The sequence below is a fragment of the Paraglaciecola arctica genome (genome assembly GCF_018861065.1).
Taxonomy (GTDB): Bacteria; Pseudomonadota; Gammaproteobacteria; order Enterobacterales; family Alteromonadaceae; genus Paraglaciecola; species Paraglaciecola arctica_B.
On record NZ_JAHKQO010000051.1, the window covers coordinates 1 to 15996 of the forward strand.

A 15996-nucleotide genomic window follows, 5' to 3' on the forward strand; every position below is an offset into this window, starting at 1 on the left:
GATGAGGGACTGAATACGGTTTTGAATACTGGTGTGTTTTGAGGTTTCAGGTGTCGTTTCCATCTTGGCACGGATGGGATTTAAGTCCACATAGGCCATGCAAGCCAGCACTGCACTTTCATCAAGGAGTGCCTGAGATTTAAACCGTCCTTCCCAGAACCTGCCAGTACAGTTATCTTCTTTATTTGCTTCACGGGCGATGTATTCATTGATGTTGCGCATTAACCAGCTGATGTCGTACAAACGTTGACGGTAAATATTTGTGGTTTCTTCTAACGTAAAAAGCTCACTTTTACTCAACTTGTCACCTCGTTGATACTTTTGACTGAGCAAGGTTCCCCTATGCAATAGGTGCCAACGTCTTAACACTTCGGCCATAGGCCAACTATCAGCTTGCTCTTTATCCACACACAACACGATATGTGTATGGTTACTCATCACAGCATACGCACAAATATCAATAGAAAACACCGAGCCAAGAAACAACAAACGCTCTTCTACCCAACCACGGCGATGCTCATAACTTTGACCTGTAACCTTATCTTCACCACACAAAAATGAACGACGAACACAACGTGAAACACAATGATAATAAGGGGTATCAATTAAACTAATTTGAGATTTACGTGACTGAGGCATAATAACCATCCTTGGTGATTTGAATGCCTTAAAGCTTAGAACAAAACAGCTGTTTCGCTACTTTTTTAAAATTGGGTGTCTTGGTAAAGTTTTATCAACATCTGAACTTGAGGGACAACCAATTCACATGCCCTTAGTGCCGCCAACATCTTCGCCCTGAAGACGGTAGATAGTGCTTTTACAGGAAACAAATACGCTTTTTTTACCCCTCGCCAGTGTGACTGTGGATCCACTGCTCCGCCAGGAATAAGACAATGCAGATGAATATGCTGGCTTAAGGTTTGCCCCCACGTGTGAAGCACCGCTGTCATACCCAGTTGACCCTTCAGGTTTTTACGCGATATCGCAAATTGGCTCAAGGTCGTCCATACTGCCTGAAACAGACTTTTGTACAGTTTTTCAGGTGCATACTGACTTATCACGTTCAACTCATGGGGCAAGGTGAACACCAGGTGGAAGTATTTGCAGGGCAGCACATTGGCTTGTTGCTGCTCTACCCATTGTTCGGTTTGCCTGCCCTGACAGCGGGGGCAGTGTCTATCTCGGCACGAGCAATACACCGTTTTATCAAACGTACATGATCCACATTGCCACTGCTGCATACCTAATTTCCCCGTTCGACAATCTCCAATATGTCGGCATACCTTATCTTGTTGATAACTCAATGTATGATGTTGTCGATACGCAGGCAGGAATTGCTGTAACACATCTGCCACATGCAGCGCACTCATGACTCACCATCCCAATTAGCCATTAAGTCTTGGGCACCATTGTTAAGCTCTGGTAGCCAATGTAAATAATGTTGAGTCGTCCGAATATCTGCATGACCCAGTTGTTGCTGAAGTTGGTTAAGTGGCATGCCACCTCCTAACTGATGCGTGGCATAGGCATGACGTAAACTATGTACGCTGCACTTTTTCTTTATCCCAGCCCGCTTCACGGCTTCACGAAAGGCTCTTTGCACTGACGTATCACTCACCCGAAACGCCATACCTCGGCTCGAATAAAATAACCAATCCGTCGCCCGAAAACGCAACCAATAGGCCCGCAATATATGCACCAACGACTCAGTTAATACCACATCTCGGTCTTTATTCCCTTTACCATTGTGGATACGTAACGTCTTGCGGGCACCGTCTATGTCCTCCACTTTGATGTGAGTCACTTCATTGAGCCTCAAACCACCACCATAATAAAGCTTAAGCATCGCTCGGTACTTCTCATGTCTACAGCTCGCAACTATCTGTTTGACCTCTAACTTAGACAATAATGTAGGAATGGTACGTGGCTTCTTCGGCCAAACGACATTGATACTAAAGGCACGTTTGAGTACATACTTGTATAGAAAATGAATACCATTTAATTGCACATGAATGGTCGAGCATGACAAGCCACGCTTCAAACTTAATGAGCGAAAATACTCCTCGAGTTGAGCATCACTAATATTGTCGGGGGATTGATGGTAATACTTAGCTAGCTGTTCAACAGCATAAAGATAGGTATCACGGGTGCGGTTTGAATATCCTCTGAGCTGACATTCGTTTATCAAAGACTGACGTAAAGGGGTCATCACAATTCTCCTGATGAGTGGGCAACATTACCCATTCAAAAGTGTGATCGATCAGAAGAAAAACGCTGGCTCCGCGTAGCGGCTTAGTTCAACAATTTAATAGTGCGCAAATTGCGCATTTTCCTGCCACATTATTGCTCACTTTTTTATTTCATACATTAATAACAAATTACGCAAACCATTGCTAGATGGCGTTTTGAATAAGATCACCTATATCCATTAATGGACAAAAACGAGCAATTTGCGCGTTTGCATGAATATAGAGGAAATAGGGCCAGACTGGATAGGTGAACAGGTGTTTTTAATAAACAATAAAATTCTTAATGCTTGTCTGTTATCGCCACATATAGAAGACATTCATGAAGCTATTCTGGGGTTTACATCTCCATTTACCCTTCATTAAAACAAACACTTAAGTGCTAGCCTATTAGCACTTCTCATTCCAAAACAAGACGTAAGTATTCGGCTGTCTTTTCAAACTTTCGAGCGGCTTGTTGTAAGCGATTAACAATCTCTAAATCTGTTGGTTTGCTAATGGCGATATAGCTTATGCGCTCATTTTCTGGAGCGATTTCTTTATATCGAATAGCAGTATCCGTTTTACCACGCCTATTTAGGATATTAAGCACATTGTGGGGATCTTCATAAACCAAGTCGACACGTTCATTTTCAAGTAGAGTCATCATTAATTCGGCGTCTGCGACGACATACAGATTCTTTTTATCTGAAAATCCATTCGAGATAAGTTCGTTGTAACCCGCAGAGCCTAGTACCACAGCGATCAACTTCTGCTTAGCCTGCTGCATGCTATCTACATAACTTTCGGGCTTGTTTTTTAGTGAGATAAATACTCTGGTGGCATGGCTAACCTGTGTAATCCAGTGAAAACTGTGTTCCCGCTCTGGTGTTCTAATCATGCTTAAAATAAGCGTATTGGGTTGAGTTTTGGCAGTTAAAAACGCACGAGCCCAGGGCATAAACGCAACCTTTGCTTCTAGTTGCGCTTCTTTTAAAATGGCTTCAAGGATCTCAATGGAAGGGCCTTTGTTTTCACCATTTTCATAATATTGTAGAAGACGGTTTTCGTTGGCTACTGCTAGCAATTCAGTTTTTATTGTTTCGTTTGCAACAGAATATAAAGAGGAGGTGATAGATAAAATAAATAACAGAAAGTGTATTGTGAAACGCATATTAGCCCTTTATTGAGTATGCGTAGAATAAACCTTAGCTTTGATCTAATCAATAAACGACGGGCTGTTTGACTGCCAACTTAGAGCGAAAAAGGCTACTTGAGCCCTGACATATAATTAATCACTACGTTAAGGCGAATTTTACGATGGTTTTAACAAATGACAGCAACAGAACGGCCGTGCATTTTAATTAATCGGACTTATCTAAATGTGCGAAGTTTTATTTTGTAGAAAATTTAACATTGAGGGACCACCCTGAGGCTCAAGGTGGTTTTGACTGCAGGTTCTACAGAAATGCTTTATTAAAAAACTGATGAACGACTGGTGTTACGTGCTGCGGCTAAAAGTTTAGTCTTAACTTCTTTTTCAGCTTCTTTTTGAGCAATGACCTTTATCAACATTTGTTCAGGGTGAAATTGCACAGTTGCCATAACATTGGGGTTCTGCTGCATCATCTTTAAAGATAGCTCTTTTTGCGATGCTACAAATTCGCTGTTAGTAGAAATTAATGAAGATGAACAATTGGCATCTACAGAATAGCTATCCAAGTTTAAACAGTTAAATAAACTTTTTGGTGCAGCTGTTGCAACATCTTTCGCAAAAATGGCTGTCGAAAAAACACAAAGAACCGCTGCTATTAAAATATTGTTACGCATATGAAATTACCTCTCTAACTACATTTCATTTACAGAGTAACATATGCACGCCAATAAAAGAATCACACTTTTATTACACTAATATGACAGTTGAATATTATTTTAAATTATTTTGGTATTACTTGGTGTTATAAATATATCCGAGTGCATAAAAGGAACTAAAAACACCTGACAAATAGGCAAGTAGTGGAGTTTTAAAAGTTCACTAGAGTTGAATAGTCAGGATTGAACAAATAAAAACGAAAAAATATACTGTTTGCTGGCGATTAGGGAGTGGTCGAGCTAAAGCAAACAGTTATGATTTGATTAGCGTTGTTGCTACCACTTAGAAAGCGGAGAGTTACAGTGAATTTTGACTACAAAACACGAGTAAGCACTAAAATAAAAGACTCTGCTATTGGGCGCTTACTAGACAAAATGTCACTTGAGAGTGTTTTTTGCACCCACTCTATTTTGACACTGCCGTGGGGTATTGAAATGCCTCAGTTAGATAATTGCATGATGTTTCATTTGGTCATTAGTGGCCAAGTGCAATTAACGACTAACACTGAAAAATATGACCTGTCAGCAGGGGAATTTGTTTTGCTACCTAGAGGTGAAGGTCACAAATTCAGTTGTGGCACATCAAACTTTTACACCCCCTTGGCCGATCTCCCCATTGAAATTGTCAGTGACCGTTACGAAAAACTGTGTTTTGGTGGCAGTGGTCCCCAAACCGTGATGCTGTGCGGGGCGATTGTATTTAAGCACCCCCTTACCCTCAGGTTACTCGATATGCTACCCACTAGTATATTAGTCAAACAAGATAGCAAACGGTACGAAGCGCTCAAATCTGTCGTGAGATTGATAGAGCTCGAAACCACTCAACCGCAAGGCGGGAGTACCGGGGCTATTTCACGCTTAGCAGATTTGCTAGTTATCACCTGTCTTAGAGAATACATTGAGAACCAAGAGACTAGTGAGTTGAGCTGGTTAGGTGCTTTAGAAGACTCTAGGATATCCAAAGCTATTGAATTGGTGCATGAGCAACCTTCGCGGCATTGGAATCTTGAAGAGTTAAGTGCCCAAGTGGGAATGTCGAGAACAAGCTTTACAGGGGAGTTTAAAAGGCTTGTGGGGAGTTCTCCAATGGAGTATTTAACCGAGTGGCGTATGTCGTTAGCCTATGGAGACTTGCAAAATACTAAATCATCAATTCTTGCTATTGCACTGGACTATGGTTATCAATCTGAGTCCGCCTTTTCTAGAGCCTTCAAAAGAACTATAGGTACGTCTCCAAGTGCGATACGTAAACAGTTAGTCGAATAATAATTACACGCCTTTAGGCTCAAAGGTTTGACTAGTTAAACTAAACCTTTATTTTGTGTTAGGTGGTTTCCCTTACCCTCTATTCCCACTACTCAAACTAATCCCATTAAATTGCCGAACTTTTGGTCAAATATTGCGACCGATGGGTTCGGTATGTGTCTTACCTTATTGAAATAATACTCGAAACTTAAACAAGATAATGAGTGGAGTTTCAATGCCTTTTTTACCTCACTTAACTCTAAACAATGGCCTCTCTGGTATCGCCATAGATGACACAAATAGGTTTGAGCAATCTATTAAAGAGAAAGTATTTTGCTAACCCCACACAAATAAACTAATAGGAGAATGATATGAAAGATATAGAGAAAGTACTAGTTATTGGAGCAAGCGGTAAAACCGGTAGTTTGGTGTATAAACGCCTACAAGACCATTTACCAATAGACAAGGTTAAAGGTGCAAGTAGAAACTCCAGTACATTGTTTGATTGGCATGAACCCTCAACTTGGCGAACTGCCTTGCAGGGCATTTCTCATGTCTATTTAACCTACTACCCAGACTTAGCGGTTGAAGCCTCGGCTGATCACATCAGTGAGTTTTGTAATTTGGCTTTATCCATGCAAGTAAAGCACGTTACGCTGCTATCTGGCCGAGGTGAGCCCGCCGCGCAAAAGTGCGAAACTATATTGATTGATTCTGGCCTGAGCTGGAATGTTGTGAGGGCTTCTTGGTTCAACCAAAATTTTTCAGGTGGTTTTTTTAAAGGCTTTATTGATGCTGGAAATATCAGCCTACCCGTTAAACAGGTTAGCGAGCCTTTCATTGATGTAGGTGATATCGCTGATGTAGTGGTAGAAACGCTGGTTAATACCAACAAACGAAATCAATTATTCGAAGTCACAGGGCCAGAGTTGTTAAGCTTTGAAGATCTTGCTCAGAAATTCACCAAAGCTTTGGGCAGAGAAGTTAGGTTCACAATTATTTCTCAATCTGAATTCAACAGCATGATGCTTGCCCAGCAAGTACCTGAGGATGTCATCACCCTACTTAACTTTTTATTTACCGAAGTACTGGATGGTCGCAATGAGTACCTGACTAACGGCGTTAAAAGCGCACTCGGGCGTAATCCAATCACCTTTAATGAGTATATTGCAAATAACCTCGAGCGATTTTAACAAGCTATTTTTAACAGACTATTTTTGACAGACTACTTTTTGAACTGAGCAAACTTGACTGCATATTATAATTTATTGGAGCTAATAAAATGAAAATAGTGACAAACACTTATCTATTTTTTGCTGGCATCACACTAGGGGTGGTTGGCGCATATATTGGATTGACGCCTTTCGAGTATTTAAGCCAATTTGACTTTCAAAGTAACGTCAGTGCTTCAGCTAAGAGCGAAATGAGAGGGATGGGAGGCACGATATTGGTATGTGGTTTGTTTTCTTTTCTGGCGATCTTTAAGAAAGAAATGGCAAATTCCGCGTTAATTATTTGTCTATTGGTTTTTTCCTCTTTCTGCATTTTTCGTTGTATGGGTATTGTTTTGGATGGTTTACCCAATCAAGGAATTTTGATCGCATTGAGTCTTGAAGCGGTGTTTGCTCTTTTTGGGTGGACACTATGGTTTAAAAGACGCTAGAGGGGAGCAACAGGGCGCTAACGTTTTAGGGTCACAAGTTCTAACGGTGCTGAACACTGTACTTAAATGTAGCCTCAATTTTTACGAATCACGAGTAACACAATAATACCTTGCGCAGCTAAAAAAGCTGCGCTTATTTCAATTCAAATTGGACATCAATACTACTTTATTTGGGAACGACAATGATTGAATTTAGTTTATGGGCATTAGCAGAAACCGTCATCAAGCTAGCAATGATCATTATGATTGGGCTTTATTTCATCTTTAGTAATACCATTATGGGAGTATTGGCACACGCTAAAAATGGCGCAGAAATGATGATTTTAATAAACGAAAAAATATTAAACCCAATTTTTCTGGGCGTTTTTTTTATCTCAGGGGTTGGCAGTTTAGTTTTGTTTATTTTTAGCTCAGGGTTGGTTTCTACAGCTGGCGCAGTCTTCTTTGTAGGAACCGTAGCTGTAACTATTGTTTATAATGTTCCTTTAAACAATCAACTTAGGGATGCCTCGGCTCCGCAAAGAGCGACTATTTGGCAAGCATACTTATCTAAATGGGTGCTTTGGAATCACCTTAGAACTTGTAGCGGTGTGATAGCAGGGTTGCTTCTTTGTCTATGATGCAGTGCGAAAATACCGAAATCACTCAGTATTTTGCTAAACATTTACAGTCACATCTACGACAACTCTTAGATTTGGGCGCACGTTATAAGAAAAGAGTTCACGGTTTATTTCGTCATTCCCGGTTGTCGTTAACAGGAACCTTGGAGATGACAAAGGGTAGACTTACGTATTTTACCTAAAGCAAAACCGCGCCCTGCGCACAACATACAGACTCTATCGCGAAGCGATGCTCTATATTCGCAGCACACAATTCCCTTTCTATTTTATCGTTAAGTTTGTTTATAGAGCCAGTCACGGTAACTGACTATTAATTCGTATTGCCAAATTCCACCAAGAAAATGGCTAAACGCCTAGCTGATTCTTTGTGAAACCACCCAAAAATTCTCGCTAAATTTAAGGTAATTACCATCTCAATATCAAGTCTGAAACACGCGCAGTTTACGGGTGTTAGGTTTGCTGATTTAGCGGCGTTAGGATATATTGTCTTTAGTAAGTGACCATTAAAAAGTTACCTCTTATGATATTGAAATATAGGGAAATTTTTCTTGTTAATTATCAAGAATTAATCAATATGAGTTAGCAATATTGAAATTAAAAGGCGTGATATGTCGAGACGTTTGCCACCACTGAATACACTTTGGGTATTTTTAACTGCATCGCGTGTTTTGAGTTTTACCAAAGCAGCGGATGAACTTTTTATTACTCGTTCAGCAGTTAGTCGGCAAATCAAAAATTTAGAAGAGCATTTTGGCATCAAACTATTTGAACGTCACAAAGTTGGCTTAGAACTCACCGAAAAAGGCGTAATTTACGCCAATTCCATTTCTAATATTTTTGCTGATTTAAAAGTGGCCACCAATATTCTTCACAATGGAAGTGAAGAGCTAAAACTAAAACTTGGTATTTCGGCCACCTTTAATTCGACTTGGCTAATGAGCCGCCTATGTAAACTCGAGCAATCTCATCCAGAACTAACCTTGTCGTTTTTCACCAATAGTGTTGATACTGGCGAGGATTCAGTTGATTTTTCAGGTGGAAATATGGATGCGGCGATCCGCTTAGGCAACGGTGAATGGCCTGGTTGCCACAGTGATAAATTAGTCGATATTTACGTACAACCTGTGTGTGCCCCTTCGTTGTTAGACGAGTTACATAGTACTGACGACACTGCGGGTTTGGCCAAGTATAACTGGTTACATTACAACCACTTATCAAAACTATGGGACCAATGGTTATCACATACTAGCCATCCGATATTGCATACCGAGAAGAAAAACATCACTTTTGATAATGTGGCTGTAGCAACACAGGCTGCAGTGGATGGATTGGGGATCATTCCCATGTATCGACCTCTTGCCGATCCCTTGTTAAAGGAAGGCAAATTGGTTATTGCCCATGAGCATATGATGCTCAAGAAAGAGTCTTACTATTTTGTTTGCCCTGATCAGTATCAAAACGTGCAAACTCTTAAAACCTTTCGAGATTGGTTAGTGACAGAATCACAATTGTCGCAACAACAATGGGACCAAGATCATTTGTTATGAACTTAGTCCCTAGCGTTAAGTTTACATCCCACCCATACACAGGTATTTGATTTCAGTGTAATCATCCATGCCGTATTTAGAACCTTCTCGACCATTACCTGATTGTTTAATACCACCAAAGGGCGCCACTTCTGTAGAAATTACACCTTCATTGATGCCCACTATTCCGTTCGCTAAATTTTCTGAGAAACGCCAAATTCGAGAATTATTTTGAGTGTATACATAAGACGCCAACCCAGCTTCTGTGCTGTTGGCTAACTCCAGCGCCTGTTGCTCTGTATCAAAAGTAATAATTGGCGCTACAGGGCCAAAAATCTCTTCTTGGAAAACCTCCATGTCTGGGGTTACATCTGCAAGAATGGTAGGCGGATAGAAGTTTTTTCCTAGTTTAGAGGGCGAACCACCTAGCAGAACTTTAGCCCCTTTTTCTAGAGCGCCTGTTACTTTCCCATGGACATCTTGAACTGCCGCAGCGTTAATTAAAGGCCCAATAGACACCTTAGGGTCTATGCCATTACCTACCTCTAGTTGTTTAGTTGATTCGACAAACTTAGTGGTAAATTCTTCATAAACACTAGTGTGTACTATAAACCTATTGGCACACACACAGGTTTGACCGGCATTACGAAACTTCGATGCAATTGCCCCTTGAACCGCTTGGTCAATATCAGCATCTTCAAATACAATAAAGGGTGCATTACCTCCTAGTTCCATCGATACTTTTTTAACTGTATCAGCACACTGTTTAATCAGTATTTTTCCAACGTTAGTGGAGCCAGTAAAAGATAACTTTTTAACCAACGGATTATCGGTTAACTCTTTACCAATTTCTTTTGAATCGACACCTACCACCACAGAAAATACGCCTTGGGGAATGCCTGCTCGCTGAGCTAGCTCCGCTAACGCTAACGCGCTCAAAGGTGTCGCTTCAGCGGGTTTCACAACGATACTGCAACCGGCAGCCAAGGCCGGCGCCACTTTTCGAGTAATCATCGCATTTGGAAAATTCCAAGGTGTGATTGCAGCCACCACACCAATTGGTTGTTTCAGAGTTAGCAGCCGTTGGCCTGCTTTATTGCTGGGAATAATATCGCCATACATTCGCTTGGCTTCCTCAGCGAACCATTCAATATATGACGCGCCGTAGAGTATCTCAGCTTTAGCTTCGGCCAAAGGTTTACCTTGCTCTGCATTAAGAATACAGGCTAAATCATCAATGTTTTCTACGATTAGTTGATACCAATTTTTGAGTAAATCAGCGCGATGCTTTGCTGTAGTTTGACGCCAAGTTTGCAAAGCTTGTTGGGCGCAATTTATTGAAAATGCCGTGTCTTTTTTAGTTGCGCTAGCGACACGACAGATTTCAATTCCGGTAGCAGGATTTTGTACTGAAATTGACTCTTCTGAGTCTCCATCAACCCATTCCCCGTTGATAAATAAATGTCCTTTTAGCAATAAAGGATCGTTTAGAGGTAACATGGTTTCTCCTATTGGAATTAGCCTAAATTACATCGCCAGCCAAAGCATGATGAATGGCTGCGATGAAATTTTTAGTTGTGATTTGAAATTAGTTTTTTTCTAAAGAAATGAGCGTTTTACGGTAATGAGGTAAACATTTACCCAGCAATATTGCCGAGCTAGCCATTGCAATACTGGTGACCAATAATAGTGAATATCCCACCATTTCAGGCGAACCAAAAATGTAGTCGGTAGACAGCGCGACTAATGTTGGACCCAGTCCCAATCCGATTAAGTTAACAATAAATAAGTATAGAGCACTGAATTGTCCGCGCATGTTGCTAGGCACCACCTCTTGGATTGCAGCAGGCCCTAAGCCCATCATAAAATTCGCGAAAAAGGTGGAAATAGCCAAAATAATTAACACCAATTGCAAATCTGAAATCAGTGGATAAATGACTGTAGGGATAATGCCAATAATCATCGCCCACATTGCGACACGCATTTTAGCGTCGGTTTGACCAGCTTTGTAACGTTTGTCAGCTAAAATCCCCCCAACAATCACACCACCTGCACCACAAAACAGTACAATAATGCCGAACGCTAGCCCCACTTCGCCACCAGTCATACCGTGCACCCTAATTAAGTAACTAGGTACCCAAGCCAGCGCACCGTAACCTGCAACCGACGCGAGCGCAGCGCCAAAATTATGCAGTAATACCGTTTTTTTATTGTGTTTAAAAAACTTAACTACTTCGGACACTGCAACAGGTTTTTCTTGAACTTGAGAACGACTAGGCTCTTTTAAGGTGAATAAAAAAGGCACCAATAATAAACCGGGTAGCCCTACCGCAAGAAAAACAGCTTGCCAAGCGTATACCTCACCAATAATCGGTAAAGTAATCGACGAAAATTCCGCTGCCCATTGGATCACCATGCCGCCCACAATGAGTGCCATGCCTCCACCAAGGTAAATCCCCATAGTGTAAACAGCGATAGCTTTGGATAAATGTTTCTTCTCTACACTATCAGCGATTAGCGAATACGCGGCAGGTGATAGCCCTGCTTCACCCACGCCAACCCCCATACGCGCAAAAAACAGTCCCCAATAACTTTTAGCTAGTCCACAAGCAGCTGTCATTAGACTCCAGACAAATATCGATCCTGCGATAATACCTCTGCGGCTTTTACTATCAGCTAAACGCCCTAGTGGTAGACCCATTAGGGTATAGAACAAAGCAAATGATAATCCCTGCAACAAACTCATTTGGGTATCACTAATACTCAAATCCCGTTTCATTGGCTCCACTAACAAACTCAAAATTTGCCTATCGATAAACGAAAACGTATAGGCCAATAACAAGATAAAAATAAGGTAAACCGAATAAAGGTTACGCTTTGAGGATTTGGCCGTGTTTGCAGTCTGCAGGGCTTGGTCCAATGTTTTCTCAGTCATGATAATGTCTCAACATAAATTGCCAGGCCCTAAAACGCAGCTTGATAGATGGCCAAAATGTCAGCCTCGTTCATCGGTTTTGGATTATTCACTAACAAACGTTCTTGTTTGAGGGCATCCTTGGTCAGTGAATCTAAACTGCCTTGGTCAATACCAACACTGGCTAAGGTATTGGGTAAACCTACCTCAATAATCAGGTTTTCTAGATATTCAATAAACGCGTCTGTTTTTTCGTCGTCGGATACTAAGTTTGAACAAACTTCAGGCAATATAATGTCAGCCAGCTCCGCGTAGAGGTGGGCCGCGGCGGATTTATTGAATCGCAGCACATGGGGTAAAACTAAGGAGTTACTTAATCCATGGGGGATATGAAATTGCCCTCCAAGTGGATAAGCAAGGGCATGCACCGCACCTACGGGAGCGTTCGCAAATGCTTGTCCTGCCAAGGTGGCGCCCAGCATCATATTAGAACGAGCTTCTAAGTCTTGTCCTTGATGCACTGCGGTTTTGATACTTTGCGACATTAACTTTAGAGCTTGAACCGCCAACATATCGGAATAAATGTTCTTTTTGATACAGCTGGTATAGGCTTCAATTGCATGGACCATTGCATCTATGCCAGTTGCAGCAGTAATGTGTGGCGGTAAACCAACTGTTAAGGTTGCATCTAATAAGGCCACATCTGGCAGTAATAGTGGAGAGACAATACCCATCTTGGTTGCTTCACCGGTAGTGACAATTGAAATAGGCGTCACTTCTGATCCAGTACCAGCAGTGGTGGGGATTTGAATGAGTGGCAATCGAGCTTGGGTGAGTTTGTCGATACCAAATGCATCATTAACCGATTGCTCAGAATAAGTAAGTGCCGCTATTAATTTAGCGGTATCAAGAGAACTACCACCTCCTAAACCAATGACCCCATCGATTTTGTTTTGTTTCGCAAATAACAGCGCCTTTTCTATCACTGCTATGGGCGGATCGACTTCTACTTGGCTAAACAACACCACGTCAATTGGGCAATGCTCTAAACTGGCGATGATTTTTTGATGTAAGCCAAGTTGAACGATGCCCGGATCAGTAACCAATAAAACATTCTTAATATTAAGAGTTTGGCAATATTGACCTAATTCTGAAGCTGCATTTGGCGCGTTAACAATTGATTTAGTTGTATTAAAAACAAATGACATAGTTTCTTTCTTTTGGTTAAAGGGGAGAAATTCATCCCCCCTTAGATTTCTATAACGATGAACTTTGGCTTAGAACACGTATTTTACTTTGGCGTATAGTACACGGCCCAAAGGGTTATGCTGTTTAGGATCATAACTTAAGCTACCAACGGCTGTGTAAGCTCGTGGTGGCAATTCATCAAGTAGGTTCTTAATACCTAAAGTTACAACAGCTTCGCCGTCTTGTGTAACATTTAACGTAGCGGAGTACTGCGCATCAATGGTGGTAAAGGCATCAACCGTGGTACTTTCATTGGGTAAGGCTGATACGTCTACACCGGTATCGTAACTCGATACATAGTTAACATTTAATGATGCTCTTTGACTATCGCCAATCCAGTTAAGATTTAACGAGCCTTTGGTTTCTGGCATTGAGCGAGCAAAATTATCGATATTAAATGAACCTGCAGCTTCAACCACTTCACCATTATCTTTAGTTAATTCGTAAGAGTTAAAATGTGACGCGTTTAGGATTAGGTTAAATTGGTCTGAAATAGTCCAAGTCGACTCAATATCAAAGCCATTCACACTCACTGAAGATGAATTAAAATAGTTCACTTTCACAGACTGTAAAAACCCTGCGTCGGTACGGATGATATCTGCGCCATTTGGATCGTCAATCAACTTACCCTGAGCATTTTCTACAGTGATCATATTGGTATAATCAACACTCCAGAAATCTAGCTTGAAGTCCAAATTATCTGTAGGTTTAAAAATCAAACCAACATTGTAGTTTTCAGACTCTTCAGGTTTTAAGTTATCGTTTCCGGTAGCAATCACACCAACAAAGGCACTGGATTTTGCTGAGCCGTCATCGTTGTAATCGGTAATACTGGTAATCACAGCTGACGAGGCATTTTTCTGCGACAACGACGCTTCTCTAAATGCGGTACTGGCTGATGCGCGCAAGATAAACTCATCAGATACCTGCCAACGAACCGCTATCTTAGGATCAAAACTTGAGTCACTTTCTAACTTCTCGTAACGCACTGCGGTTTTTACTTCAACGTTTTCTGAAACAGGAATAACACTTTCGGCAAACATAGCAAACGAGCTTCTGTCTACGTCAACTTTTGACAAACCTTGTAAAAATATCAAATCAACAGGGATAGGGTTTCCTTGTTCATCAAATTTAATTTCAAACACGTCATCGGTATCAACTTTGAAACTTTCACTTCTGGCTTGAATACCTGCTGCAAAGCCGATTGTTCCAGCGGATAATTCGTATAAATCGCCACTCACCACTGCGTCGACCACTAACAGGTCTGTGGTTTTTTCTGACTCGGTCATATGGGTAAAATCATCGATAACCGACTGACTGAGACTCGCCCGGTCAAAAGGACTAAAGAGCTCGTCGTTGTTTGGACCGCCCTCTCCTGCTAACGCCGCGACTAAGCGTGATTTCAGTTGGTCTTGTTGATATTGGGTGTAAGTGTTTTTACTGTAAGTTAATGCGGTATCCCAGCTCCAGCCATTGTCTAAATCACCGACTAAATTAACCGAGGTACGAAAAGTATCATTTTCACGAGGGGCTAACGCTGGTTCAAAACCAGCCCCTAGTGGTCGCCCTAGCCACACAACGCCCACCCCAAAAGGATTACCTGAGTCTGTAGGGCCAATGTAAGGGAAGGTTAAGTCAGGATAACTAGGAGACTGCGGATTATCTTTAACTTCGTTCGAGCTCCAGCTCATATCAACCGTTAGCTCATTGCCGTTATCAAAGTAGTGGTTAACGTTTGAATACAGTTGTAAACGAGTCTCGGTATTCACTAAGTTATACAGTGGCCCAAAATTAAAGCCACAACGAGATCCATAGGCTTGGGGAATGAGCACCCCTAAATCATTATCTAAACAAGTGGGATCTGGCACACTTTGGTACGCACCATAACTTCCAGCATAGGGACCATCGGCTACTTCAGCATTGTCCAGAAGTAAAAAGGTGTTGCCTAGTGAGCTTAATGCCACATCACCTAATTCAGGTCGGTCGGCAATGGTGAGTGGGGTTCGGTCTAAGTAATGGCCCGAAACTGTGACAAAAGTATTGCCAAGTTCAGCGCCCCATAAGAAACCAAAATCAGTGTCTTTTTGGCTACTATCAGCAGCCTTGCCGATACCTGCACTAACTTCAAAACCTTCGAAATCTTTACGTAAAATAAAGTTAACTACACCAGCAATCGCATCTGAACCATAGGTAGAAGCCGCCCCTTCTTTGAGCACTTCAACTTGCTCAATTGCTTCAATCGGAATATGACTTGAATCAACAAACACACTGCCATCATTGGTAATCGCACCAGAAAGCGTTTGCCTACGACCATTAATCAAAACCAGTGTTGAACTTAAACCTAACCCACGCAAATTCACATTGCCGGTACCCTGAGTAGAAGCTTGTGAAAACGAGTCAGCTTGGTTTTCAGCGCCAGAAGAAATGGCTAATTTACCGATTAATTCGGCTACAGTTGTCGCGCCGGTAGATTGAATATAATTAAAGTCTAGTACTTGAACCGGTTCTGCTTCATCTGCTGCAGTTCGTTTGATATACGATCCCGTTACTTGAACTTTTTCTACTTCTTCAGCTGCGTTTTGAGTTTCTTGAGCAATAACAGGCAGTGTTAATGCCGCCGAAATAGAAAGGGCGAGTAACTTTTTTGAAGTTAATAATGTAGTTATTTTCATGTTGTGTCCCA

The 15996-nt window shown here is 41.5% G+C and carries 13 protein-coding genes and 1 pseudogene; 5 read left to right on the forward strand and 9 right to left on the reverse strand.

The annotated features are described in order from the left end of the window. The 5 genes and pseudogenes from KO534_RS22480 to KO534_RS22500 form a co-directional block, all read right to left on the reverse strand. The coding region (locus KO534_RS22480) for a transposase (protein ID WP_215933591.1) at positions 1–639 on the reverse strand (639 nt) is incomplete at its 3' end. Positions 640–731: 92 nt separating this feature from the next. Continuing rightward, positions 732–1370: pseudogene (locus KO534_RS22485) on the reverse strand (IS91 family transposase); the annotation flags it as partial. Beyond that, on the reverse strand, positions 1367–2209 hold the full coding sequence (locus KO534_RS22490) for a tyrosine-type recombinase/integrase (protein WP_215933595.1): 843 nt from the start codon (positions 2207–2209) through the stop codon (positions 1367–1369). The pseudogene KO534_RS22485 and the gene KO534_RS22490, both read right to left, overlap by 4 nt. 437 nt (positions 2210–2646) lie before the next feature. Next, positions 2647–3399, reverse strand: a complete 753-nt coding sequence (locus KO534_RS22495; protein ID WP_215933597.1) for a substrate-binding periplasmic protein — start codon at positions 3397–3399, stop codon at positions 2647–2649. A gap of 302 nt (positions 3400–3701) precedes the next feature. Then, the gene (locus KO534_RS22500; RefSeq protein WP_215933599.1) at positions 3702–4055 is read right to left on the reverse strand and encodes a hypothetical protein; all 354 of its coding nucleotides are present in this window, start codon (positions 4053–4055) and stop codon (positions 3702–3704) included. Between the two features lie 345 nt (positions 4056–4400). On the opposite strand from KO534_RS22500, the gene KO534_RS22505 reads away from it, so the two are divergent. The 5 genes from KO534_RS22505 to KO534_RS22525 all read left to right on the forward strand — a co-directional run bounded on the left by KO534_RS22505 (position 4401) and on the right by KO534_RS22525 (position 9172). Next, positions 4401–5363, forward strand: coding sequence for an AraC family transcriptional regulator (locus KO534_RS22505; protein WP_215933601.1), 963 nt, complete (start codon positions 4401–4403; stop codon positions 5361–5363). Positions 5364–5713: 350 nt separating this feature from the next. Then, positions 5714–6535 (forward strand): NmrA family NAD(P)-binding protein, encoded by an 822-nt coding sequence (locus KO534_RS22510; protein WP_215933603.1) that lies wholly within the window; start codon positions 5714–5716, stop codon positions 6533–6535. An 89-nt stretch (positions 6536–6624) separates the two neighbouring features. After that, positions 6625–7005, forward strand: coding sequence for a DUF4345 domain-containing protein (locus tag KO534_RS22515; protein ID WP_215933605.1), 381 nt, complete (start codon positions 6625–6627; stop codon positions 7003–7005). A gap of 182 nt (positions 7006–7187) precedes the next feature. Then, positions 7188–7625, forward strand: a complete 438-nt coding sequence (locus KO534_RS22520) for an anthrone oxygenase family protein (protein WP_215933607.1) — start codon at positions 7188–7190, stop codon at positions 7623–7625. 608 nt (positions 7626–8233) lie between these two features. Continuing rightward, positions 8234–9172: a LysR substrate-binding domain-containing protein gene (locus tag KO534_RS22525; RefSeq protein WP_215933609.1), complete on the forward strand. Its 939-nt coding sequence runs from the start codon at positions 8234–8236 to the stop codon at positions 9170–9172. 21 nt (positions 9173–9193) lie between these two features. Here KO534_RS22525 and KO534_RS22530 read toward each other — a convergent pair whose 3' ends face one another. The 4 genes from KO534_RS22530 to KO534_RS22545 form a co-directional block, all read right to left on the reverse strand. Next, positions 9194–10651, reverse strand: a complete 1458-nt coding sequence (locus tag KO534_RS22530; RefSeq protein WP_215933611.1) for an NAD-dependent succinate-semialdehyde dehydrogenase — start codon at positions 10649–10651, stop codon at positions 9194–9196. An 88-nt stretch (positions 10652–10739) separates the two neighbouring features. Then, positions 10740–12086, reverse strand: a complete 1347-nt coding sequence (locus KO534_RS22535) for a spinster family MFS transporter (RefSeq protein WP_215933613.1) — start codon at positions 12084–12086, stop codon at positions 10740–10742. A 29-nt stretch (positions 12087–12115) separates the two neighbouring features. Beyond that, positions 12116–13273, reverse strand: coding sequence for an iron-containing alcohol dehydrogenase (locus KO534_RS22540; protein ID WP_215933615.1), 1158 nt, complete (start codon positions 13271–13273; stop codon positions 12116–12118). A 69-nt stretch (positions 13274–13342) separates the two neighbouring features. Beyond that, positions 13343–15985 (reverse strand): TonB-dependent receptor plug domain-containing protein, encoded by a 2643-nt coding sequence (locus KO534_RS22545; protein WP_215933618.1) that lies wholly within the window; start codon positions 15983–15985, stop codon positions 13343–13345. Positions 15986–15996 lie beyond the last annotated feature (11 nt).